This is a genomic window from Comamonas squillarum, from assembly GCF_025309455.1.
In the GTDB taxonomy this organism is placed as follows: domain Bacteria; phylum Pseudomonadota; class Gammaproteobacteria; order Burkholderiales; family Burkholderiaceae_C; genus Comamonas; species Comamonas squillarum.
On sequence record NZ_CP104377.1, the window covers coordinates 2205360 to 2228134 of the forward strand.

18 protein-coding genes and 2 pseudogenes are annotated in these 22775 nt (G+C 62.1%); 12 read left to right on the forward strand and 8 right to left on the reverse strand.

What is annotated here, in order from left to right; all coding sequences use genetic code 11:
• The first annotated feature begins 2 nt into the window (after nt 1-2).
• The 5 genes from N4T19_RS10330 to N4T19_RS10350 all read left to right on the forward strand — a co-directional run bounded on the left by N4T19_RS10330 (nt 3) and on the right by N4T19_RS10350 (nt 4706).
• Entirely contained in the window at nt 3-377 is a 375-nt protein-coding gene (locus N4T19_RS10330) for an STAS domain-containing protein (protein ID WP_116927135.1), read from the forward strand.
• Nucleotides 367-771, forward strand: coding sequence for an anti-sigma regulatory factor (locus tag N4T19_RS10335; protein WP_207788097.1), 405 nt, complete (start codon nt 367-369; stop codon nt 769-771). Before N4T19_RS10330 ends, N4T19_RS10335 begins: the two co-directional genes overlap by 11 nt.
• The gene (locus N4T19_RS10340) at nt 762-1778 is read left to right on the forward strand and encodes an ATP-binding protein (RefSeq protein WP_116927133.1); all 1017 of its coding nucleotides are present in this window, start codon (nt 762-764) and stop codon (nt 1776-1778) included. The genes N4T19_RS10335 and N4T19_RS10340 overlap by 10 nt, the downstream gene beginning before the upstream one ends.
• A 94-nt stretch (nt 1779-1872) precedes the next feature.
• Nucleotides 1873-2721: a sensor histidine kinase gene (locus tag N4T19_RS10345; RefSeq protein ID WP_243419420.1), complete on the forward strand. Its 849-nt coding sequence runs from the start codon at nt 1873-1875 to the stop codon at nt 2719-2721.
• Between the two features lie 5 nt (nt 2722-2726).
• Nucleotides 2727-4706, forward strand: coding sequence for a response regulator (locus N4T19_RS10350; protein WP_260720142.1), 1980 nt, complete (start codon nt 2727-2729; stop codon nt 4704-4706).
• Between the two features lie 3 nt (nt 4707-4709).
• Here N4T19_RS10350 and N4T19_RS10355 read toward each other — a convergent pair whose 3' ends face one another.
• Nucleotides 4710-5081 (reverse strand): response regulator, encoded by a 372-nt coding sequence (locus N4T19_RS10355; RefSeq protein ID WP_182343134.1) that lies wholly within the window; start codon nt 5079-5081, stop codon nt 4710-4712.
• Between the two features lie 500 nt (nt 5082-5581).
• Between N4T19_RS10355 and N4T19_RS10360 the strand changes: the two are divergent.
• Nucleotides 5582-5946: pseudogene (locus N4T19_RS10360) on the forward strand (IS3 family transposase); the annotation flags it as partial.
• A gap of 340 nt (nt 5947-6286) precedes the next feature.
• Here the strand turns inward: N4T19_RS10360 and N4T19_RS10370 are convergent.
• Complete coding sequence (locus N4T19_RS10370; protein WP_260720143.1) at nt 6287-7306, reverse strand: AraC family transcriptional regulator; 1020 nt, start codon at nt 7304-7306, stop codon at nt 6287-6289.
• A 54-nt stretch (nt 7307-7360) separates the two neighbouring features.
• Here N4T19_RS10370 and N4T19_RS10375 point away from each other — a divergent pair, with 54 nt between their 5' ends.
• On the forward strand, nt 7361-8599 hold the full coding sequence (locus tag N4T19_RS10375; RefSeq protein ID WP_260720144.1) for an MFS transporter: 1239 nt from the start codon (nt 7361-7363) through the stop codon (nt 8597-8599).
• A gap of 909 nt (nt 8600-9508) precedes the next feature.
• On the opposite strand, the gene trhA is transcribed toward N4T19_RS10375, so the two are convergent.
• Nucleotides 9509-10162, reverse strand: a complete 654-nt coding sequence (gene trhA / locus N4T19_RS10380; RefSeq protein ID WP_260720145.1) for a PAQR family membrane homeostasis protein TrhA — start codon at nt 10160-10162, stop codon at nt 9509-9511.
• Between the two features lie 206 nt (nt 10163-10368).
• On the opposite strand from trhA, the gene N4T19_RS10385 reads away from it, so the two are divergent.
• The 3 genes from N4T19_RS10385 (at nt 10369) to N4T19_RS10395 (ending at nt 12316) form a co-directional block, all read left to right on the forward strand.
• Nucleotides 10369-10782, forward strand: a complete 414-nt coding sequence (locus tag N4T19_RS10385; RefSeq protein WP_013801892.1) for a CopG family transcriptional regulator — start codon at nt 10369-10371, stop codon at nt 10780-10782.
• A 10-nt stretch (nt 10783-10792) separates the two neighbouring features.
• Complete coding sequence (locus N4T19_RS10390; protein ID WP_260720146.1) at nt 10793-11899, forward strand: extracellular catalytic domain type 1 short-chain-length polyhydroxyalkanoate depolymerase; 1107 nt, start codon at nt 10793-10795, stop codon at nt 11897-11899.
• 81 nt (nt 11900-11980) lie between these two features.
• Nucleotides 11981-12316 carry a TetR/AcrR family transcriptional regulator gene (locus N4T19_RS10395; RefSeq protein ID WP_409935174.1) on the forward strand — a complete coding sequence of 112 codons (336 nt, stop codon included), beginning with the start codon at nt 11981-11983 and terminating at the stop codon, nt 12314-12316.
• A 196-nt stretch (nt 12317-12512) separates the two neighbouring features.
• On the opposite strand, the gene N4T19_RS10400 is transcribed toward N4T19_RS10395, so the two are convergent.
• Genes N4T19_RS10400 through N4T19_RS10410 form a run of 3 tightly spaced genes read right to left on the reverse strand, consistent with a single transcriptional unit; the run spans nt 12513 to nt 18387 of the window.
• Entirely contained in the window at nt 12513-13976 is a 1464-nt protein-coding gene (locus N4T19_RS10400) for an efflux transporter outer membrane subunit (protein ID WP_409935175.1), read from the reverse strand.
• Nucleotides 13969-17154, reverse strand: coding sequence for an efflux RND transporter permease subunit (locus tag N4T19_RS10405; protein WP_260720148.1), 3186 nt, complete (start codon nt 17152-17154; stop codon nt 13969-13971). The genes N4T19_RS10400 and N4T19_RS10405 overlap by 8 nt, the downstream gene beginning before the upstream one ends.
• Nucleotides 17155-17166: 12 nt before the next feature.
• Nucleotides 17167-18387, reverse strand: coding sequence for an efflux RND transporter periplasmic adaptor subunit (locus tag N4T19_RS10410; RefSeq protein WP_260720149.1), 1221 nt, complete (start codon nt 18385-18387; stop codon nt 17167-17169).
• A 218-nt stretch (nt 18388-18605) separates the two neighbouring features.
• On the opposite strand from N4T19_RS10410, the gene soxR reads away from it, so the two are divergent.
• Nucleotides 18606-19154 carry a redox-sensitive transcriptional activator SoxR gene (gene soxR, locus N4T19_RS10415; RefSeq protein WP_260720150.1) on the forward strand — a complete coding sequence of 183 codons (549 nt, stop codon included), beginning with the start codon at nt 18606-18608 and terminating at the stop codon, nt 19152-19154.
• A gap of 255 nt (nt 19155-19409) precedes the next feature.
• Here soxR and N4T19_RS10420 read toward each other — a convergent pair whose 3' ends face one another.
• The gene (locus N4T19_RS10420; RefSeq protein WP_260720151.1) at nt 19410-20462 is read right to left on the reverse strand and encodes an MFS transporter; all 1053 of its coding nucleotides are present in this window, start codon (nt 20460-20462) and stop codon (nt 19410-19412) included.
• A 283-nt stretch (nt 20463-20745) separates the two neighbouring features.
• Here N4T19_RS10420 and N4T19_RS10425 point away from each other — a divergent pair.
• Nucleotides 20746-21665 (forward strand): annotated as a pseudogene (locus N4T19_RS10425) (IS5 family transposase).
• 116 nt (nt 21666-21781) lie between these two features.
• On the opposite strand, the gene N4T19_RS10430 reads toward N4T19_RS10425, so the two are convergent.
• Nucleotides 21782-22735: a LysR family transcriptional regulator gene (locus N4T19_RS10430; protein ID WP_260720152.1), complete on the reverse strand. Its 954-nt coding sequence runs from the start codon at nt 22733-22735 to the stop codon at nt 21782-21784.
• Nucleotides 22736-22775: the final 40 nt, after the last annotated feature.

Genomic DNA, 22775 nt, shown 5'->3' on the forward strand with positions numbered 1-22775 from the left:
CCATGTATCGCATTCCTATTTTGCGCATGGGGCGGACCCTGCTGGTCACCATCCAGATCGACATGGAAGACCAGACCGCCATGGCGCTGCAGGATGACCTGGCCGAACAGATCTCCAAGACGGGCGCCAATGGCGTGCTGATCGATATCTCGGCGCTGGAGATCGTGGATTCGTTTGTCGGGCGCATGCTGGCCGCCATCTCGGGCATTGGCCAGATCCTGGATGCCACCACCGTGGTCGTCGGCATGAAGCCAGCCGTCGCAATCACGCTGGTGGAGCTGGGCATGTCGCTGGACGGCGTCAGAACCGCGCTCAACGTCAGCCGGGGCATGGCGCTGCTGGAAGCGGCCTCCGATGGAGACCACCGTGTCGAATGAAACACAGGGCTCAGTGCCTTTGCGTGTAGAAGCCGACATCGTCGCCAGCCGCCAAGTGGTGCGCAAATTGGCCGTACAGCTGAAGTTCTCGCTGGTGGACCAGACCAAGATGATCACCGCAGCCAGTGAGCTGTCACGCAACACCGTGGTCTATGGCGGCGGCGGCGAGATGGAATGGGAGTTGCTGACCGATGGCATCAAACAAGGGCTGCGCCTGCGCTTCCGCGACCAGGGCCCAGGCATTGCCGACCTGGATCTGGCGCTCAAAGACGGCTGGACCTCGGGCAACGGCATGGGCCTGGGCCTGTCGGGCAGCAAAAGACTGGTGCATGAGTTCGAGTTGGAATCGGCCGTCGGTGTTGGCACCTGTGTGAGCGTGACCCGATGGAAATAATCAGAGGCACCAGCCACCGGTCGTTTCCGATCGACGACCCCAGCTGCGTGGGTGAAGCCAGACGCCATGCAGCCGCCTTGTGCCAGGATCTGGGTTTTGACGAGGTTCTGGCGGGCCAGGCTGCGATTGTGGTCAACGAGCTGGGCAGCAATCTTTGCAAGCACGCACGCCAGGGCCAGTTATGGATTGCCACGCGCAAGGGCGCGCAGCCGGAGCTGGAGATCGTGTCGGTAGACAGCGGGCCGGGCATCGGCAACCTGCCTTTGGCGATGAGCGACGGCTATTCGACCGGAGGCACGCCCGGCACAGGCCTGGGCGCCGTGCAGCGGCTGGCCACGGACTTTGACATCCATTCAGACATGGACAAGGGCACGGTGGTGCTGGCGCGCTTTCGGCCGCCTTCGAGCCAGCCCCCGAGCGCGCGCGCGTTCCGGGTGGCAGCGATGGCGCTGCCGGCGCCGGGCGAGGTGGTCTGCGGCGATGCCTGGGCGATAGCCCTGGATGGACAGCGTGCCGCCTTGTTGGTGGCTGATGGCCTGGGGCACGGCGTGCTCGCTGCAGAGGCCTCTGAGGCTGCCGTTGATTTGTTTGCCAGGCAACCCTTTGCCGAGATGAAGGCTGGCCTGGAACAAGCCCACCAGGTTCTGCGCATGACGCGCGGCGCAGCGATCAGCTGTCTGCAGCTGGATGCGGCTGCCAACAGCTTGTTGGCGGCTGGGGCGGGCAATGTCGCCATTCGGGTGATGAGCGGCATTTACAACCGCTCGGTGCTGGTACAGAACGGCACTGTGGGCGTGCAGATGCGGCAGGTGGAGGTGACGACGATGGCCTGGCCCGAACACGCGATCGTGGTGTGTCACAGCGATGGCTTGCAGTCCCGCTGGTCCCCGGATGCCATCACCGCCTTGCTCGGGCGTGACCCGGCTTTGGCAGCGGCGGTGCTGCTGCGTGACTATGGCCGTGGCCGGGACGATGTGACCGTGCTGATCGTGCGCCGTGCAGACTGAGAGGGCACGAATGAATGACATAAGCCGACAAGACAGCGCACCGCATGGCGCCACCTCCGCTGCGCCGGCGCCCGAGAGCGAGCTTGCACACGCGATGGCAGCCACCCAGGCCGAGGTGGAAGCGTTGCGCGCCGAGCTCGATGAGACCAACCGGGGGGTGCTGGCGCTGTATGCCGAACTCGATGCCCAGGCCGACAATCTGCGCCAGGCGACCGAGCTGAAAAGCCGCTTCCTGGCCTATATGAGCCACGAGTTCCGCACCCCCATCGGGGCGATCCAGAGCATTGCACGCATTTTGCAAGACCAGGTCGACGGGCCCCTGACGGAAGAGCAGCAAAAACAGGTCCGCTTCATCCAGACGACCTCGGCCGAGTTTGCCGATATGGTCAACGACCTGCTGGACCTGGCCAAGGTCGAGGCCGGTCGCATTGATGTATCGCCCGCCTGGTTCGAAATGGTGGATCTGTTTTCGGCGCTGCGCGGCATGTTCAAGCCGGTGATCACCAACCCGGATGTGATGCTGATCTTTGAAGAGCCGCAGAACGTGCCCAAGCTGTTCTCCGACGACCGCAAGCTGGCGCAGATTCTGCGCAACTTCATCAGCAATGCCTTGAAGTTCACCCAGCACGGAGAGATCCGCGTGAGCGCCAGGCGCATCTCGGACACGGCCGTGCAGTTTGCCGTAGCCGACACGGGCATCGGCATTGCACCAGAGTTCCACCACGCCATCTTTCAGGACTATTCGCAAATCGACTCTCCCATCCAGAAACGTCTGCGGGGCACCGGTCTGGGCTTGTCGCTCAGCAAGCGCCTGGCAGAGATTCTGGGAGGCGACGTGGCCATGGAGAGTGAGCCGCAAAAAGGCTCCACGTTCTTCGTCACCATTCCGATCAGTGTGGTGGCCGCCCCCAGCCCAGCGGCCGCTGAGCGTTCATCCCGGTAAACACCATGCCCTCCGTCACTGCCAGACTCAATGTCAGCATCGACCGATCCCAGCACACGGTCCTGGTGGTCGATGACAACCCTGCCACCTGCTATGCCACGGCCCGTGCGCTGCGCGCCGCTGGCTTCAAAACCGTGGAAGCGGGCACCGGGCAGGATGCCCTGGACCTGTCGCTGGGCGATATCTCCGCGGTCGTGCTGGATGTGCATTTGCCCGACATTGGTGGCTTCGAGGTGTGCCGCATGATCCGCGAGCGCACGCTGACCACCTCACTGCCGATTGTGCATTTGTCGGCGGCGTTTGTAGCCGACACCGACAAGGTCGCAGGCCTCAACGCGGGCGCCGATGCCTACCTGACGCACCCGGCCGAGCCGGCGATGCTGGTGGCGACCATCCAGGCGCTGGTGCGCGCGCGTATGGCAGAAGTGCGTGTACACCAGAGCGAGGCGAAGTTCCGCTCGATCTATGAGCAGGCCCAAAGCGGTATTGCGCTGATCGACGACCAGGGCCGCTTTGTGGATGCCAACCCCGCCATGCTGGAAATGCTGGGCCGCCCCGCCTCCGAGGTGCTGGGGCAGGCGGTATCGGCATTCGCCGCAACAGGCCACGAAGAGCGCATCGGGTCCCTGTGCTCGCCGCACAGCAAGGATGCTGTCTGGCGCGAAGAAGTGGCCTTGCTGGACGCCCATGGCCAGCTGCTGCATGTGGAATGGAGCATGGCCGCCAGCGTCAAGGGCGAGCTGCGCGTGGCCGCAGTGGCCAACGTCTCCAACCGCATCCAGCTGGAGCTCGAACGCAAACAGCTGCTGGAGCGGGAGCAGGCCGCACGCGCAACCGCAGAGCGCTACAGCCGCTCCAAGGACGACTTTGTCGCGGTGCTCTCCCATGAGCTGCGCAATCCCCTGAGCGCCATCATGATGAACGTGCACCAAGTGCTGCGCAAATCCCCGCCGCCCGAGTTTGCCAAGAACCTGGACGCGATCAAACGCAATGCCAGCACGCAAGCGCGCATCATCAGCGACATCCTCGATGTCTCACGCATCAATTCCGGCAAGCTCACCTTGGAGCGCGAATGGGTGGACCCGGCTACGCTGATCACCTCCTCGCTGGATTCACTCAAGTCGGCTATCGACGCCAAGCACCTGGTGCTGGAGGTGCAGTTGCAGACGCAGGGCCGCAAAGCGCTGGTCGATCCCGCGCGGTTCCAACAGATCTTCTGGAACATTCTGAGCAATGCGGTGAAGTTCTCACACGACGCGGGCCTGCTGCAAGTGCATCTGGCGGTGGAGGGCACCAATCTGATAATGCAGCTGCGCGACCATGGCAAGGGCATCGAGGCCAGCTTTCTGGAGCGCATTTTCGAAAAATTCACCCAGGCAGCCAGCCCAGGCAGCCGCTCTTCCGGTGGCCTGGGCTTGGGGATGTCGATTGTCAAACACCTGGTTGACCTGCACGCCGGCGATATCGACGTGGCCAGTGAAGGCTTGGGTAAGGGCACGACGGTCACCGTTCGCCTGCCTTTGGGCAGTGGCGCACCCGAAGACGCGTCCAAAGGTGAGCAAGCAGGGCTGAGCCAGGATGCCGGCCACGATGAGCTGCGTGGAACCCGGATCTTGGTGGTGGAAGACGACGAAGAAGTCGCCCATCTACTGGTGCTGATTCTCCAGGAGCGCGGCGCCACGGTAGCCAGAGCAGCGGATATGGACAGCGCGATGGCGTCGCTGCATTCGCTAGGCGCAGACCTGTTGGTCAGTGACATTGGCCTGCCTGGCAAGGATGGCTATGCGCTGATGCGCCAGGTGCGCGCAGCACCCGCCTATTTTTGCCAAGTGCCAGCCATCGCACTCACCGCCTTTGGACGCGAGGCAGACCGCCAAGCCGCTCTCGCTGCCGGATTTAACTTCCACCTGGCCAAACCGCTGCAGCCGCAAAAACTGCTGGACTTGATCAAGACCCTGATCAGCCCGCGCGGAAAAGACGCTTGACCTTCAGGAGGGGCGCGCCAGCAGCTGCGCCTCGATGCTCTCAAGCATCGCCTCCAGCTCTTCGGGCTCGCAGCTTTTGAGCAGCGCCCGCACGTTGGGACCGATGCTGGCCAGGCCGTGGTTGAACGCATAGCCTGATATCAGCAGCACATGGCGCTGTTGGTCCTGAGCGAGCCACTGCCTTGCCAGATCCGTACCGGACATGCCCGGCAAACTCACATCCGTCACCAAGACATCAAAGCGCCCTTGGTTGCCGAGGTCCAGCGCCGCTTCTGCGCTCTCGGCGCCAACAATCTGGCGATGCGGTGCGTCCATCACCGCCATAAAGCCCTCGCGGATGTCCTCGTCATCCTCGACGTACAGATATGCAATCATTTATGAAGAATATGAAGGAGATACACTCGGCGCCCGCGGCGCTGGAGAGGCCTTGTTGATTATTGGCGCTCCTGTGCCTATATGCGTGTGGGACAGAAGCGATACCCATGCCCTGGTGTTGTGAGTTGAACGTTCAAAGCACTGGTGACCTGGACAAAGGTCGGTGAGGAACGCCCCTGCATCACGGGAGCTGATGGAATGCAAAGCGCCGGCCCCTGCCCTGCCCGCGCCAGACGACGGCGAACTCGGCCAGCCATGGGCCGCAACGGCATTCAGGCAACGCGAATATCTCAACGAAAAAGCCTCAGAGCATTGCTACTCTGAGGCTTGACGTTTTGGTGCGGCTGGCAGGGATCGAACCCATGTGAACTGCCCCCAGAAGTTGGACAAACCTTAAGGGGTTCCATCAAGAAGTACAAGACTGGGTTCAAGCCCAAGATCGTGCAGAGCTTTCTGGCTGGTGAAGGTGGCGCGAAGCTGCTTGCCCGGCGGTGGTCGGTGGGCAATACCCTTCGCTGTGTGCAGCCGTGCAATCGACTACGCTCAAGATCTGCTGGATGCCCCAACCGCTGCTGGACTGATCAAGCGCGCGGAGGTCGACGCCGGAGTGCGTGAAAGCGCAACTACCGGCGAGGCGCAACACACTAAGCATCTGGAGCGAGAAGTCAAGGAGTTGCGGCGGGCCAACGAGATCCTGAAGCTAGCGAGCGCTTTTTTGTGCCCAACCGGAGCCGGGCCGTCGCGTCGGTCCGGAGGAAGTTCGTCGTCAAGCATCGCCCCAACTTTGGTGGTCGAGCCGACCTGCAAAGTATTCCAGGTAGGCCTGTGGGGATGTCAGCGCCATGCGCTGCTGCGCGAGCCGAACTGCAGTTGGGAAACCGCGTAAGCCACCAACGATATTGCCACCTATACCCGAATGGAGCATAGGCCCGTCGCCGACGGTGAGTATGTATCCGACATCAACCGACGGTCGGTCATGCGCGCCAACAGGGGCTACGCGATGCTCGATGACGGCATGGGATTCAGCTTCGTGCCTTGAAGGCTTGTTCGAGCAACGGCTGGAGCAACAGATTGCCGCGACGATGCGCGGTGGTGGCGTGCCTTGGGATATTCAATGGGAGGATTGCTTGTCACTCAACTGTGTTATTCCATCAGCGATGCTTTACCTTATGCAAACTAGTTACGCGTGCAGGCATAACGAGCGCTCATGTGGACATATCTGATTGCGACACCTGTCGGCTGGCGCCTGGCGCCTGGCCGTTAACTCGTTTGAACGCCCTGCTAAAAGCGGCTTGGGAGGTATAACCCAAACGTTGAGCTACAGCATCAATTGAAATTCTTTCGCTTGCCAGCCATTGGCTCGCAAGACGCATCCGTAACTCTGTCGCATAGCGAAGTGGAGGGATACCAATTGTGGCCTGAAAGCGTTGCGCAAAGACTGACCTCGAAACATGCGATTCTGCCGCCAAGTCAGCAACAGTCCATTCTTTACCCGGCTGGCGATGTAGCGCAAAAATAGCACGCGCCAGACGTGGATCGCGCAATGCCGCGACGAGACCGGAGGCTTCCTCACAGCCGTTTTCAATCCACCCACGAACGATCATTCCGGCTGCCACCTCCGCCAAACGCGCCAGAATTCCAGCAAAGCCGATTCGCCCAGAGCAGATCTCACGCTTCATGGCATCCAAAATCGGTGCCAGGCCGGGATATCGCTGCCCATGTGTGTCCGCCACCATCACTTCCGGCATCAGTGTTGCCAGCGCCTGCATACCACCCAGATCGAACTCCATGCAACCATAGAAAAGAACGGCACTGGGTGTCGGATGCGTACTGGGACATGTATCCACACCGCTAACCGCTTCGCCCAACAGCGTCGAGTCGAACTTGTCGATTTCTTGGAAAGAGATCTGAGCATCCGACAGGAGTTGATGTGCCCGTGCTTGCGGAATAAAGAGGGCACTGCCTGGTGTCAGCTCATGCAACGTCCCGTCTTTCATCCGCAGTATGGCTGTTCCGACAGCCAAGTAATGGAAGTACGCATGCCCAGGCTTGTCTTCAAAGCCCAGACCAAACGTTGGGCCGGTTTGAATGCGTCGGTACTGCACCCCTCGCAAACGCATGCCTGTCAGCAGTTCGCTGATGAGGTCGGACGACAAGGCAAACGGCTTGCTTTGGGTCATTTCGGCTTTTTGATCAAAATAACAGGACGAATCATCATAGATCATCCTAACTTGGAGACCTAGACTTTCGGCTGTAATCGTTATCTAGGATTTTTTGAGATGAGCAATGATGTGACGGAAGCTGCACCGAGTGTTGCTGCAGACATCGCGCCGACAAGTTCGGCGTGGATGGCGGTGTTCTCCCTGGCGATGGGGGTCTTTGGGTTGCTGACAGCAGAGTACCTTCCCGCCAGCCTGCTTACGCCGATGGCTTCGGATCTAGAGGTGTCCGAGGCGCTTGCTGGGCAAGCGGTGACGGTGACTGCCGTTGTCGCCCTATTCGCCGGACTATTAGTGCCCGGCTTAACCCGCAAGTGGGACCGGCGCGTGGTGCTACTGGTGTTTTCTGCGTTAATGATTGCCTCAAACCTGCTAGTAGCTATGTCATCTAGCTTGACGGTTGTGTTAGTAATGCGAATTCTGCTGGGCATCGCTTTAGGCGGCTTCTGGAGCATGGCTGCAGCCGTGGCGATGCGCCTCGTTTCTGCCAGGTTCGTCCCCAGAGCACTTTCCATAATTTTCAGCGGTATCGCAGTAGGAACTGTGGTTTCAGTACCCCTGGGCAGTTATTTGGGGGGCCTCTATGGTTGGCGTAGTGCCTTCGTCGCCGCTGCTGCTGTTGGCACACTGACACTGGTCTTCCAGCTGTTCACTCTTCCGCGCATGGCCGCCCGAATAACGGTACAGACTGCATCCGTGCTCGATCTGCTGCGACGCCCCGGTATTGCGATGGGAATGATGGGATGCGTGTTAGCCCACACCGGCCAATACGCATTGTTCACCTACATTCGACCAGCTTTGGAAAGTGTTTCACATATTGACGTGGATGGTTTGTCTCTCATGCTGCTCGGATTTGGTGTTGCCAATTTCATTGGGACTCTTTTGGCCGGTTGGCTTATGGAGCGTAGTCTGCGTGCCACTTTAACTATCATGCCGGCACTGGTAGGCATAGCAGCTCTCAGCATGATCTGGCTGCCTGTTCAAGCAACAGGGCTGACGATGTTGGTCGCACTTTGGGGATTGGCATTCGGCGGTGTCCCGGTCGCGTGGTCGAACTGGGTAGCTCGCGCTGTCCCAGACCAGGCTGAAACAGCTGGCGGCATGGTTGTCGCATCCGTGCAGTGCTCCATCGCTGCTGGTGCTGCTTTGGGGGGTGTTGTGTTTGGACTGGGTGGAGTGACTGGCGTGTTCATCGCAGCAGGTAGTGTGATGCTGCTGGCGGCTCTTTTTATTGGCTTTCGGGTTCGCTTTGTTCTTTCTCAGAATGGTGCCTCTACAGCCATGGCGATGCATATTTAAATACTTTCTGTCGCATCCCGGTTGATTGCATAGATGAACATTGCTATCCGCTTTTGATGGCTCGCGAAATTCTGCGCGAGCTTGCACAGTCAATGCATTCCACCGGGAGCCTGTCATGCATATAGCCGTTCACAAGAGTGCCTGCGCCAACCTTTTGGAGGTGATCATGTCTAAGCAGACTGCGGGGCCGGCGGGGCCGCCCGTCATCCATCCCCGCGCAGCGGAGATCGACATCTGAGCGCGATGCCATGCCGTTGGAGTTTCGCTCGAGCTTTACAACGAGCCTGCGCAGACATTCCAGGTGTTCACTTGCTACATCGAGCGAATGACCGCAACAGCGCAAGCGTGGTTCGGCACAGCTTAAGACAGCTCTCAAGCACTAGGACGAATGGGAGATTCCTGCCATAAGCAGTCGTGGGAGACGTTCAAACAGGTGACCGTTTCAGGCTGGGTACGGTCGTTCGCCGTTCCAAAGCGCATGTCAGCGGCTGCCGGAACCGGTCATTGACCTTCCTCGTGCAAAGCGATTCCCCTCGCCGCCGACAACTTTCAGTCGGTATCTGTAGCCAGCCCGGTCGACTCAAGAGGGAATGACCTTGGTCTTCGTGCAAAACTCCTTCGCCAATCGAGCAAAGGGCATTGCGGCCAAAGTGGATCGAGGATGGCTGCTCACACAAAGTGCTTGTGAACCCGCTGATGCTGGCATCGAGCACCCGGCATTGCACCGAGGCGGGCCACCCCCTTCGGGACGCCACGATGAAGGCATCACGCGCTCCAACACCGACTGATGCGCCTGAAATCCCTCAATCCTTGAGCAACCGCGCCTTCACCTTCCGCTCCTTGATCTTTCTGCTATTGAATGTGCAAGAAAACGGCCAGCGGAGTGTCGAAGCCATGAATGGCAGGAGGTCAGGCGAGCAAACCGGCTACCGCGACGGTATGGCAGGCGCTGCCGGCAACCACGAACAGATGCCAGATGCCGTGCGCGTGGCGCATGCTCGCCAGGCGACGGTAGAACACCGTTCCTGCCGAATAGAGCAGTCCGCCGGCGAGCAGCCAGGCCAGGGTCTGCGTACCATGGCGAAAGGCCACCGGCACCGCGCCCCCCAAGCTGAGCCAGCCAAGGCTGATGTACAGGGACAGGCGCGGCGGAGAATCGAAACCCAGTGCACGTATCGCACCCTGAAATGCGAGCCCCCATACGCCGCCAAGCAGCAGCCAAGCCCACAAGCTAGGGAGCGCCATCAAGGCAAAGGGCGTGTGGCTGCCGGCAATCAGCAGGTAAATGCAGGCGTGGTCGACGCGCTGCCAGAAACGCTTGCGCACCCCAGTACAGCCATGAAAGAGGGCCGATGCGCCAAACAGCGCGGCCAGAGACAGGCCAAACACCACAGCGCCCACAATCTTGCGCATATCGCCGCCGGCCACCGTTTCACAGATGAGAACCACACTGGCCGCCAGGCATACGGGCAGGGCTGCCAGATGACTCCAGGTATTGAACCGTTCGCCGGGCTGGCCCCAAACGGAAGGGCCGTGCGGCGAGCCTGCCTGCAAATCTTGCATGGACCTCCTAGCGCATGGCTGAGCAACGCCGGGAGCGGTGGCCCGACTCGGACACCTTACGGCCTAGGCGTGACAAGGCAATGATGGCAACGGACACGCCGGAGAGCCCCGTCTACCGGACACCACACGACGTGCAGCGCTAAATTGAGACATCAGGCCTTGAAACCATCCATAAACCATCCATATAGATGGCATAAGGATGCTCCATGGCCACAACTACCTCCACCCCTCGCGTAAGCGAATCCGAGAAGCTCACCATCAATCTGGGCTATGTCGACCTGGGCCAAATCGACCTGCTGGTCGCCGAAGGCTTCTACGCAAACCGCAGTGATTTCATCCGTACAGCGATACGCAATCACCTGCGCAGCCACGCGGACGCGTTGCAACAGGTCGTCGCCCGCAAGATGCTGGTCCTGGGTATGCAGCATTTCTCCCAGGCCGATCTCATGCGGGTGCAGGCTGCCGGGGAAAAGCTGCAGATCCGGGTGCTGGGCTTGGCCAGCATCGCTCAGGACGTGCCTGCGCAGCTGGCCGCAGAAACCATCGAATCCATCACGGTGCTGGGAGCGCTCCAGGCCAGCCCCGCCGTTCGTGCCGCTCTGGCCGGCCGCATTACCTGAGAACCATTCCATGAAACAGCTTTTTCACGACATGCTGGGCGAGGCTACACGCCTGACGCGCACTGGCAATTTGCTGGAAGCAACCGAGCTGATTCAGCGCACGTTGCGAGGCGAAAGCGCGCCCGCGCCCCACGGCAAGACAGCCGCAACCAGTCCTAGGGAAGAAGGCGGGATCATCGATGCCGAAGCCCGTTTCATCGACGATGCTCCCGAGCTCGCAGTTCCTGCGGGCCCATCGCAGGCAGACACCTCCGGCGACGAGCAATGGCTGCGCGGCAGCTACTCGCACGGAGGCCGGCAGCTGGCCTATCGGCTGTATGTGCCGCCAGGCAGTGCACTTGAAGCGGGGCCTCGGCCGCTCGTCCTCATGCTGCACGGTTGCACCCAAGGGCCGGAAGACTTCGCCGCTGGCACGCGCATGAACGACCAGGCACGCAGGGCTGGTGTATTGGTGCTCTATCCTGAACAAACACAGCTTGCGAACTCGCAAAAATGCTGGAACTGGTTCAAGGCCCAGCATCAGCAGCGAGGCCGGGGCGAGCCAGCACTGCTGGCGGGCCTTACACGCCAGATGGTGGCTGACCATGGCGCGGACGCATCGCGTGTCTATGTCGCCGGACTATCGGCTGGAGGTGCAATGGCGGACATATTGGGACGCACCTATCCTGAGCTGTTCGCCGCCGTGGGTGTGCATTCGGGCTTGCCCGCCGGTGCTGCGTCCAATCTGCCATCAGCCCTCGAGGCGATGCGAAGAGGCGCAGCATCAGGCTCGGCCAGCGGTCCCAGCGTGTGTCCAGTGATCGTGTTTCACGGCGATGCCGACAAGACGGTGCACCACGACAACGGCGCGGCCGTGGTGAATGCTGCACGCAGCGCGCAAAGTCCCCAAGGCGCACCTCGCGTCATCCAAGGCCATGCGCCGAACCGCCAGCGATTCACCCGCTTGGCCTATGTCGCGGCCGACGGAAGTACCGCCATTGAACACTGGCAACTGCATGGCGCAGGCCACGCATGGTCCGGCGGCAGCTCAGAGGGCAGCTACACCACGCCAGGAGGAATCGACGCCAGCGCCGAGATGCTGCGCTTCTTCCTTTTGCACAAGCGTGCTCACGTCTGATAACGCGCGGCACCGGCAGCGAACCGCTTTTTCCCTTCCGCATCTACGCGTCCGTTGCACTATTGTTCTGTATTTTGCGTGATGGCCGTCATGCAAAATGCGCAACCCAACATCAGAGCAGCCAACAAAGAGGCTTCGCGCGAGCGCATCGCGCAGGCAGCAGTCCGCGCCATCCGGCACAGCGGCTACGACGGAACGGGAGCCCCCTTCATCATGAAAGAGGCGGGTCTGACGCACGGCGCGTTCCATGCCCACTTCAAGTCCCGTGAAGCCCTGCTGGCCGAGACTGCGGATCGTGCGGGAGCCGATTCCAATGCCTTCGCGGCCCGTGTCATTGCAGCGGCCGCGCTCGAACAGGCGTTGCAGGCGCTCCGCGTCCGCTGTGGAGTGAAGCGGTCGTTTATGGAGGGCGTGTGAATGACGGCTACCAGCCTAGAGAGGCCGATCAAACGGGCGCGACGATCAGCAATCTCTGACTGATTACGCCCCTCACACAAGACGTTGAGCAGAAGATTTCAACAAGCAACCACCTTCCCAGCGAAACCCAATCAATTCAAAAAGCCTCCTAGAGTCATTCACTCGGGCGGCTTTTAGTTTCATGCACAAGCGCCGTTTAGCCTTCGCTATACCCTACCCCGCGCATCTCGCCCCCAGCCAACCACCCTCCCGCCAGCGCCTTGTAGACCGCAATGCTGTTGCGCAGGGCTTCTACCTGGCTTTGTGAGCTGGCGTCCTGGGCGGCGAGTTGCTCGCGTTGGGCGTCGAGCACTTCGTACAGGCCGATGGTGCCCCCCTGGTACATGCGCTGTGCGAGTTTGGATGCCTTGTCGCGCTGCTGCGTGGCGGAGGTCAATACCTGCAGCTCTTCGCGGCTGCGGTTGGCGCGTACCAGGGCGTTTTCGGTTTCTTCCAGGGCCTGCAGCACACTCTGCTGGTACTGCGCCAGGGATTCGGCGGCGCCCGCCTCGCTGGCCGCAATGCGGGCGCGCACACGGCCCACGTCCAGAAACGACCAGTCCACGCCCAGAAAGACGCTGCTGGTGGTCGTGCTGCCTTTGAAAAGGTCGTTGCCGCCGAGCGCAAAGCTGCCCAGGAGACCGCCGATGGACAGGCGCGGAAACAGGTCTGCCGTGGCCACGCCCACGCGCGCGGTGGCGGCGTGCAGGCGTGCCTCGGCAGCCGCAATGTCGGGGCGGCGGCGCAGTAGCTCGCCGGGCGTGTCGGCGCGCGGGACTGCAGGCAAGCGGGGCAGCTCCTGGGCGCTACCCAGCATGTCGATCAGATCACCCGGCGGCAGGCCCGCCAGCACGGCCAGGCGGTGCTGCAGCACGGCAGCCTGCGCCTGCAGGTTGGGAATGCGGGCCTCGGAGCCCAGCAGCAAGGCGCGGGCGCGGCTGGCGTCCAGGTCTGTCGCCATGCCTGCCTGTAGGCGCCGCTCTACCAGTTGCAGGGTGTCGCGCTGGTTGCGGGCGTTGGCCTGGGCAATCTGCAGCCGCAACTGGGTTCCGCGCAACTGCGCGTAGCTGTCGGCCACCTGCGCGGCAATCACTACCTGCAGCGCAGCCAGGTCGGCGTGCGTGGCCAGCCTCTGCGCCTGCTGCGCTTCCACGGCGCGGCGCACGCCGCCAAACAGGTCTACCTCCCACTGCGCGGCAATGCCTGCGTTGTAGCTGCGGGTGGAGCGCGGCTGGCCAGGGTTGAGTTGATCCTGGCTTTGCTTTTGCTGGGTGGCGCCCGCATTCATGGTGACGGTGGGGTAGCGATCCATCTGCGCCTCGTTCAGCACCGCATCGGCGGCCTGCAGGCGCGCCAGGGCTGCACCCAGGTCGTGGTTGCCGCCCAGTGCTTGGCGCACCAGAGTTGTGAGGGTGTCGTCGCCAAATTCGCGCCAGAAGGCGGCATCGCGCACGTCAACAGAAGGCAGTGGCGGTGCATCCGCCCTCGCATCCTGGCGGGCAAACTGCGCGGGGGTCTGCACGGCCGGTACTGCGCTTTTGAAATCTGGCCCCACGGCGCAGCCGGACAGCGCCATGCTGCATGCCAGGGTCATGCTGCTCAACAGAAGGGGTTTAACCATGGACATGCTCCGAGGGAGGAATAGCGGAAGAAGGGGTTTGCGGATGCTGCCGCAGTTGCGTGCCGCTGAGCTTGCGCAGCGTGACGTAGAACACGGGCGTAAGGAACAGGCCGAAGATGGTGACGCCCAACATGCCCGAGAACACGGTGATGCCGGTGGCGGCGCGCACCTCGGCGCCTGCGCCGTGGCCAACAAGCAGCGGCACGGCCCCGGCGATGAAGGCAATCGAGGTCATCACGATGGGGCGCAGGCGCAGGCGGCAGGCCTCGCGCGCGGCGTCCCAGATGCTGGCGCCCTGCATTTCCAGCTCGCGGGCAAATTCGACGATCAGGATCGCGTTCTTGCAGGCCAGGCCCATCAACACCACCAGCCCCACCTGCACGAAGACGTTGTTGTCTCCGCCCGAGAGCCACACGCCAAATAGCGCCGCGCAGATACACACGGGAACGATCAGGATGACGGCGAGCGGCATCGTCCAGCTTTCATATAGCGCCGCCAGCACCAGGAACACGAGCATCACGGCCAGCGCGAAGACGATGGCTGCCGCATGGCTTTGCTCCACCTGCTGATAGCTCATTTCCGTCCAGGCCAGTTCGATGCCCGGGGGCAGCACCCGATCGGCAATTTCGCGCAACTTGACCAGCGTTTCGGCGGACGAGAGCACATGCGGGTCGGCGTCGCCAATCAGGTCGGCTGCCGGAAAGCCGTTGTAGCGCAGCACCGGGTCAGGCCCATAGCTGGGCTCCACGCTCACCAGGGAGGCGAACGGCACCATATCGCCCCGGCTGTTGCGGGTTTGTAGCTTGCCAATGTCTTCTGCAGTCTGGCGGTAGTCGGCATCGGCCTGCAGCATGACGCGGTACACGCGGCCAAAGGCGTTGAAGTCATTGACATACACCGAGCCCAGGTAGGCCTGCAGCGTCTGGAACAGGTCGTTCAGCGCCACACCTTGTGCCTTGGCCTTGGTGCGGTCCACCTTCACCTCCAGCTGCGGAATGTTCGACTGGTAGGCGCTCACCGGGTAATGCATGCCCGGCGTCTTGGCGATTTCGGCCTGGAAGGCGCCCAGCGCCTGCTGCAGCGCAGCATAACCCAGGCCTGCCCGGTCTTCCAGAAACAGCGAGTAGCCCGAGCCATTGCCCAACCCCTGGATGGGCGGAGGCATGAGCGCGTAGCCAAAGCCGCCCTCCATGCCCGAGAGCTTGCCGTTCAGCTCTGCGCTGATGTCGGCGGCGCTGCACTGGCGCTCGCCAAAGGGTTTGAGGATGACGTAAGCGCTCGTCAGGTTGGGCGTGTTGGTGCCCTGCAAGGCGTTGAGGCCAGCGAACGCAGGCACGGAATGCACGCCCTCCACCGAAAGCGCATGTTTGGTGAGCTCCCGCGTCACCTCGTCGGTGCGGCTGAGCGATGCGCCCTCAGGCAGCTTGGCGCCGGCAAAGAGGTAGAGCTTGTCTTGCATGGGGATGAAGCCACCGGGCACGGTGTTGAACAGCCAGGCCGTGCCGCCCAGCAGCGCCACGTACACCACAAATACCACCCCGCGCATCTTGAACGAGCGCCCCACAACGTTTTCATAGCCGCTTGCGCTGCGGTTGAACATGCGGTTGAACCGCTGGAAGAACCAGCCCAGGCCCGCATCCATGCCGCGTGCCAGCCAATCCTTGCGCGCGCCGTGGCCTTGCAGCAGCTTGGCAGCCAGCGCTGGCGAGAGCGTCAGGGAATTGATCGCCGAGATGACGGTGGAGATCGCAATCGTTACCGCAAACTGCTTGTAGAACTGGCCGGTGATGCCGTCGAGAAACGCCATGGGCACGAACACTGCGCATAGCACCAGTGCAATGGCGATGATGGGGCCGGACACTTCCTTCATCGCCAGGTGCGCAGCCTCACGCGGGCTGTGGCCTTTTTCGATGAAGCGCTCCACGTTCTCCACCACCACGATGGCGTCGTCCACCACAATACCGATGGCCAGTACCAGTCCGAACAGGGTCAGGGTGTTGATGGAGTAACCCAGCAGGTAGAGCCAGGCGAAGGTGCCGACGATGGACACGGGCACGGCCAGCAGCGGGATGATGGAGGCGCGCCAAGTCTGCAAAAAGACGATGACGACCAGCACCACCAGAATCACCGCCTCGATCAGGGTGCGCTGCACCGCCTGGATGGAGTCGCGCACGAACACCGTCGGGTCCCACAGGTATTCGAACGATGCGCCCTGCGGCAGGGTGGCCGAGAGGCGGTCGAGCGTCTTGTACACGTCGTCGGCCACGCCTAGCGCATTGGCGCCGGGCGTCAGAAAGATGCCGATGGCCGCCATATTCTGGTTGTCCAGCGCGGCGCGCAGGGTGTAGTCGCTAGCGCCCAGCTCAATACGGGCCACATCGGCAAGGCGAACGATCTGGCCGTCGGCGCCGGTTTTCAGAACAATGTCGCCAAACTCCTGCTCGGTCTTGAGGCGCCCTTGCACATTGATCGACAGCAATTTCTCCGTGCCCTTGGTGCTGGGCTCGGCGCCCAACTGGCCTGCGGAGACCTGCACGTTCTGCTCGCGGATGGCGGCAATCACCTGGTTGGCCGTCAGCTGCCGGGCCGCCACCTTGTCCGGGTCAAGCCAGATGCGCATGGCATAGTCGCCCGAGCCGTACACGCCCACATCGCCAATGCCGGGCAGGCGCGCAAGCTCGTCCTTGACCTTCAAGGTGACGTAGTTGCGCAGGTAGAGCGTGTCGAGCTTGCCGTCGTTCGACGCAAGGCCCACGTACATCAGCGGCGTTGCCGATTGTTTTTGCGTGGTGATGCCGTACTGCCGCACCTCCTCGGGCAGACGGCTTTGCGCCTGGCTTACGCGGTTCTGTACGCGCACGGCGGCAGCGTCGGGGTCGGTGCCGGGGCGGAAGGTGGAGACGACCTGCAGGCTGCCATCCGACGCGGCGACCGATTTCATGTACATCAGCCCTTCAACGCCATTGATGGCCTCTTCCAGCGGCACGGCTACCGATTCGGCAATCTCCTTGGGGTTGGCGCCCGGGTAGGTGGCGCGCACCACCACGCTCGGGGGCACCACTTCAGGGTATTCGCCCGATGGCAGTTGCGGAATGGCGATCAGACCAACGGCGAACATGATCACCGACAGCACGATGGCAAAGATCGGCCTGTCAATAAAGAATTTTGAAAAATCCATAGCAGCCTCCGCTTATTGGCCGGGCGCTGCGGCCGGTTTTTCTTCTGAAATAGCCGCTACGGGCTGGCCCGCCTCGGCCTGTGGCTTGGGGGCCAGCGGCATGCCTGGGTAGTAGATGCGCTGCATGCCCGCCACCACCAGCTGGTCGCCCGCCTGCAGACCCGACTCCACAATCCGCCTGCCCTCGAACATGCGGCCCAGCTTCAGCTCGCGCCGCTCTGCGCGGCCGCCCTCACCTACCACATAGGCGTACTTGCGGTCCTGATCGGTCAGCACCGCCTTGTCGTCAATCAACACGGCCTGAAAATCGCTTCGCCCCTGCATCTGCACGCGGGCAAACATGCCGGGCGTGAACAGGCCCTGGTCGTTGCTGAGCGTGGCGCGCACGGTGAGCGTGCCCGTCTGCGGATCGAGCCGGTTGTCGGTGAAGCCCACCTGGCCGGTGTGCGGAAAACCGTCTTCGTTGGCCAGGCCGATGCGCACCTGCGCGGCTCCTGCTCCTCCGCTCCCATTCGTTGCCTTTTGCTGCCTGCTGCGCAGCAGGCTTTGCTCGTCGGCATCAAAGTACACATACACGGGGTTTTGCGACACCACGGTGGACAGCACGCTCTGGTTGGCCTGGGCCAGGTTGCCCGCCGTCAGCACAGCGCGCCCCGCCACACCGCTGATGGGCGAGCGCACCTCGGTAAAGCCCAGATCCAGCTGCGCGGCGGCCATGGCGGCCTCGGCCGCCATCACTTCTGCCGATGTCTGCGCCAGGGTGCCTGCGCGGTTGTCGGCTTCTTCGGCGGAGATGGCGAGGTCTGCCAGCAGGTCGCGGGCGCGCCGGTCCTGCGTTCTGGCCAGGGCCTGCGCCGCCTTGGCACGCTGCAGCTGGGCCTGGGCGCTCGCCAGCGTTGCCTTGTAGGGCCTTGCATCAATGGTGAACAGCACCTGCCCCTTGCGCACGGCCTGCCCTTCGCTGAAGCTCACGCTGTCGATGTAGCCGCCCACACGGGGGCGGATGTCCACACTCTCCTTGGCGGCAATGCGGCCATTGAAGCTGTCCCACTGCTGCACCGGGTGCAATTGCACCTGTGCCGTGCTGACCTGCGCTGGCGGCGGCTCGCCTGCGGCTGCGGATTCACTCCCCCCGCTGGCTTGCTTGCAGGCGGCCAAACCGACAAGCGCCATGCTGGCCGCAGTTGCCAGGCCGGTACGCACAAACCAGTGCGTGCTGATTGCTGATGTCATTGTTCAATTCCATGAATGGACGGCAGGCTCCTGAACGCATATGCGATTCAGGAGCCCTATCCGTGGGCCCGCCAGACCAGAGCCTTGGCAGGCATAAAGGCAAAGCACGAGCGTGGCCGCAATGACCCCACAAAGACAAACCCTGCTTTTGCCCGTTGCTCGATCGCATTTTTCAAGTTAAAGTGAACTTTAAGTCAATTGAAAAATGGATTACCACCATGAATCCTGGGGATGATGAACTGCTGCCCATCGGCATGATTGCGCAGCGCAGCGGGGTCAACGCCTCCGCATTGCGGTACTACGAATCACTGGGCCTGATCGAATCCGTGCGCAGCGGCGCGGGCCACCGCCGCTACCGGCGCTCCAGCCTGCGGCGGGTGGCCTACATCGTGTTTGCCCAGCGCCTGGGCTTTCAGCTTGAAGAAATTGCTGCGCAGCTTGACGGACTGCCCAAGCACCATGCGCCTACGGGCGATGAGTGGAGCAGCATCTCGAAAACCTGGGTCAACCGCGTCGATGAACGCATTCAGGAGCTGATGCACCTGCGCAGAAGCCTGGATAACTGCATTGGCTGCGGCTGCCTGTCGATGAAGGTGTGCAATGTCTTCAACCACGCCGACTGCATTGCAGAAAAAGGCGCCGGCCCCCGGGTCTGGCTGGGCGACCGCTTGGTGCCAGCGCAGAACGAAAGCTGCCAGGGATGCGCTGCAGAGCACTCACTGCATGGGCTGGACGTGGATCGGGATGCACCGCAAGGCGCCTGTTGAAGGCAATCGCTGTAATCGCTGTCGCCATTGACGACGAAGACAACGCAGCAGCTCGCGCCAGACGGTGTTCAGACTGCGCTCAGATCGTGGACAGGCGTGCTGCTTGCTCCCGCACCGCGCAGCCCTCCTCACAGTTTGCGGGCCAGCCACACGCCGCAGGCGGCCAGAGCCAGCAGCATTCAGGCCACCGTCGTCCAACCTCCTGCCTGGGCCAGCACGCCGGCCGCCAGCGGCCCGAGCAACTGTCCCACATAGCTACCCTGCAGCATGAAGCCGATGGTGGGCGGCACCAGCGCCGCGCTGGGCGCGGCCTTGGGCGCGCCTGCTGTCAGGGCTCCGGGGATGGAGCCCATGCACCCGGTCATCAGCATGGCAACGGCCACGGACGCCTGCATGGGCAGTGGCACCCAAAACAGCAGCGAAATGCAAACCGCACCGATGGTGAAGCCCGCCCCCACCACCCAGCGCGGCGCCACGCCGCATCAGCGCACCGGCACTGATATTGCCCTGCACATTGACCGCCACGATGGCCGCGCTCAAATAACCCGCCTGCCGTGCCGACAGGCCCAGCAGATCGCGCAGCAGCAGGGGCAGAAAGCCTGAGAACGCGAAATAGATCATCGCGTACGTCGCAAAACAGAGGGCGATGAGCTGCGCCCCCTGCGCCTGGGCCACACGGCGGATGGCGTTCCATGCGCCGCTGCCTGGAGCCGTTGACGCCAGCGCTGGCATGGCAGGCAGGCACAGCCACAGCACCACGCCACTGGTCACGGCCAGCCAGCCATTGAGCTGCCACAGCAGCTGCCAGGACACGGGGTAACCCAGCGACGCCGCCACGGTGGCGCCCAGCATCATGAGGGCAATGCCGCTGGGCACCGCCGTGCTCGATAGCGCCATGGCCAGGTCGCGCTCGCGGGGCGCTGCCTGGCGCCCCACCACGCTTGATGCGCAGATCAGCAGCACCACCACTGCAATGCCTTCTACGACGCGCGAGGCGAGCAACAGCCCAAGCCCCGTGGTAAAGCCCCCGGCAAAGTTGGTCAATGCCAGCACCGCCACACCGGCGCACAGCACCTTGCGCGCGTCGAAGCGCGAAACCAGCAAGCCCAGCTGCATGGCCAGCAAGGCGCCCACAATCGCCAGGGAGGAGATGACGAGCCCGGTCTCCCGCAGGCTCAGATACAACGGCGCGCCCTGCAGGAGCGGCAGCGCGATGATGGCCTTGCCAATCTGAAAAGCGGCGTTCAGCGCGGCAAAGATGGCCAGTGCGATGTTGCGCCAGGAGGTGTGATGGGGTTGTGCTTGCATATCCGCCAGATCAAGAAGAACAGGAAATGGCCTGCAGTCTAAAAATTGAAGCGCACTTGAAGTCAATGTCAATTCTGGCTAGGACACCAAAAGCCTTCAGCTATGCACAACCACACAGACACAGACACAGACACCGACGGTGTGGCAACTGACCGAGTGCTTGCGGCCTTGTATCTGCCCTTACCCCTTGTATCTGCTCCTGCCTTTGTGGGCAATGCAGGCGTTGTTGCCAAACTCCCTCGCTGGGCCGAGTTCGAGGGGTGAACTTAGGTAGGCTCGGGGGATAAGCAAGCCACCGCGGGCAAAGTACCGCACGACGAACTGGAGTGAGTACGACGAGGCGCTCAAGCGCAGAGGATCGTTGATGGTCTGGCTCGATGCCGACCTCCAATGACAAGCTCCTGCCAGTGGTCGGCCAGGTCGCCCTGCTGTGTTCGGCGATGCTGCGGTCCAGTTCTGCCTGACATTGAAGTGCATGTTTGGGCTGGGCCTTCGTCAAGCAATGGGCCTGGCCGAGAGCCTGATCAAGCTGGCCCGGCTGGACTCTGGCGTGCCCGACTACAGCACCCTGTGGTGGCGCCAGAAGACGCTGAGTGTGGCCATCGCAGCGCGGGGCTGCACCTGCTGATCGACTGCACCGGCGTGAAAATGCTGGGCGAAGGCGAGTGGAACACGAAGAAGCACGGGGCCGACTATCGCCGGCAGTGGCGCAAGGTGCACCTGGGCATCGATGCTAAGACCTTGGAGATCCGTACCATCGAGATCACGGACAACGCCATTGGCGATGCACCGATGCTGCACGAGTTGCTGGCGCAGATTCCTGAGGACGAGCCGCTGCATTCGGTGAGCGCCGATGGTGCCTATGACACCAAGGCTTGCCACGAGGCCATCGCCAGTCGTCAGGCCGCGGCGATCATCCCCACACGCAAGAATGCCAAGCCCTGGGCAGATGACAAGGCTGGGGCGCGGGCGAGAAACGAAATGTGGAGGGCAACGCGCAGGCTAGGCCGCTCCATCTGGAAGAAATGGAGCGGCTATCACCGCCGCAGCCTTGTAGAGACCAAGATGGGATGCTTCAAGAGATTGGGCGAACGCGTGATGGCTCGGGACTTCGAGCGGCAGGTGACTGAGCTGCAGATTCGGGCATCGATCCTCAACAGGTTCACCTGCCTGGGTACGCCCCAGACTGTGCGCGTGGCATAACTCCGTCTGGTGTGGGGGAGACTCGGCCTCAATTCGAGTTATGCAACAGCGTCCACTGCACCCAGCGTCGGCCATTGCGGCAAACCCGAGCGACACCCCATCACAACCCTCAGCTTTCAGCTATTGCTACGCGGCATGCAACCAGGCGGCAGGGCCAGCGCTGCAGTAGTCGTACGCACCATGGCTTCGAAAATTTTTGCGATTTCGGTCAATGGAACGTCATTGCGTCTGACCGTACAAATATTGCGAACCACCGTTGGCGACTTGAGCAAGGCAAAGCGCAGGCGTGGCTCCAGCACCCGGTGGGCAGCCAAGGCAGGCATGAAGGCGATCCCCATGCCCTGTGCCACCAACGCAGCCTGGGAAGTCGTGCTTGAGGCCTCATAGAACGGAGTGGATGCATTGGCCGGCAAGTCGGTGCGCGCTCGCAGCAGGGCCAGGATGCCGGTTTCATCCACCACCCCCACCGACTTGCAAGCGGCCAGGCTCTCCCAGCGCACATAGCCTTCAGCGCAAGGAACTATTTGCGGATCATCAAAGCGATAAAGCACGCCAAACGCATCGTCTACGAGAGGATCAAATTGCAGTCCCTGCGAATCGGCCCAGCGGCTGGTGATGCCGAAATCCACCTCACTGGCCAGCACCTGGCGCTGAATGCGGCCAGAGTTGTCGTCGCGAAGGTACAGCCTCACCGCTGGATAGAGGCGGGAGAACTCCGCTGCAGCAGGCGCCACCAGCTCGGTAATCGCCGACGGTGCTGCCGAAATACGCACCTTGCCAAACGACTGGCCGCCATAGCGCAGCACGTCTTCCAGCACTCCGTCGAAATCAGTCAACAGGCGCATCACCCGGGGCAGCAGATCGCGCCCCACCGTGCTCAACCCCACCTTGCGGCTGCTGCGCTCGAACAACCGGGTGCCAAGCGCCGTCTCCAACTGGTGAACCAAGGTGGTGACCGAGGACTGGGTCTGGAACAGGCGAGCTGCCGCCTGGGTAAAGCTGCTCTCCTGCGCCACCATGGCAAAGGCATGGAGATGCTTGAGGGTGATGTGCTTGGGCAGTCGATTCATTTCAAAATCAGATAGATCAATTACTTTAAAAAATTATTGT

What these genes read in the sequence shown, in the direction of transcription:
- N4T19_RS10330 (WP_116927135.1), top strand. Translation starts at nt 3, where the DNA reads ATGTATCGCATTCCTATTTTGCGCATGGGGCGGACCCTGCTGGTCACC.
- N4T19_RS10340 (WP_116927133.1), top strand. Translation starts at nt 762, where the DNA reads ATGGAAATAATCAGAGGCACCAGCCACCGGTCGTTTCCGATCGACGAC.
- N4T19_RS10345 (WP_243419420.1), top strand. Translation starts at nt 1,873, where the DNA reads ATGGCAGCCACCCAGGCCGAGGTGGAAGCGTTGCGCGCCGAGCTCGAT.
- N4T19_RS10350 (WP_260720142.1), top strand. Translation starts at nt 2,727, where the DNA reads ATGCCCTCCGTCACTGCCAGACTCAATGTCAGCATCGACCGATCCCAG.
- N4T19_RS10355 (WP_182343134.1), bottom strand. Translation starts at nt 5,081, where the DNA reads ATGATTGCATATCTGTACGTCGAGGATGACGAGGACATCCGCGAGGGC.
- N4T19_RS10370 (WP_260720143.1), bottom strand. Translation starts at nt 7,306, where the DNA reads ATGATCTATGATGATTCGTCCTGTTATTTTGATCAAAAAGCCGAAATG.
- N4T19_RS10375 (WP_260720144.1), top strand. Translation starts at nt 7,361, where the DNA reads ATGAGCAATGATGTGACGGAAGCTGCACCGAGTGTTGCTGCAGACATC.
- trhA (WP_260720145.1), bottom strand. Translation starts at nt 10,162, where the DNA reads ATGCAAGATTTGCAGGCAGGCTCGCCGCACGGCCCTTCCGTTTGGGGC.
- N4T19_RS10385 (WP_013801892.1), top strand. Translation starts at nt 10,369, where the DNA reads ATGGCCACAACTACCTCCACCCCTCGCGTAAGCGAATCCGAGAAGCTC.
- N4T19_RS10390 (WP_260720146.1), top strand. Translation starts at nt 10,793, where the DNA reads ATGAAACAGCTTTTTCACGACATGCTGGGCGAGGCTACACGCCTGACG.
- N4T19_RS10395 (WP_409935174.1), top strand. Translation starts at nt 11,981, where the DNA reads ATGGCCGTCATGCAAAATGCGCAACCCAACATCAGAGCAGCCAACAAA.
- N4T19_RS10400 (WP_409935175.1), bottom strand. Translation starts at nt 13,976, where the DNA reads ATGGTTAAACCCCTTCTGTTGAGCAGCATGACCCTGGCATGCAGCATG.
- N4T19_RS10405 (WP_260720148.1), bottom strand. Translation starts at nt 17,154, where the DNA reads ATGGATTTTTCAAAATTCTTTATTGACAGGCCGATCTTTGCCATCGTG.
- N4T19_RS10410 (WP_260720149.1), bottom strand. Translation starts at nt 18,387, where the DNA reads ATGACATCAGCAATCAGCACGCACTGGTTTGTGCGTACCGGCCTGGCA.
- soxR (WP_260720150.1), top strand. Translation starts at nt 18,606, where the DNA reads ATGAATCCTGGGGATGATGAACTGCTGCCCATCGGCATGATTGCGCAG.
- N4T19_RS10420 (WP_260720151.1), bottom strand. Translation starts at nt 20,462, where the DNA reads ATGCAAGCACAACCCCATCACACCTCCTGGCGCAACATCGCACTGGCC.
- N4T19_RS10430 (WP_260720152.1), bottom strand. Translation starts at nt 22,735, where the DNA reads ATGAATCGACTGCCCAAGCACATCACCCTCAAGCATCTCCATGCCTTT.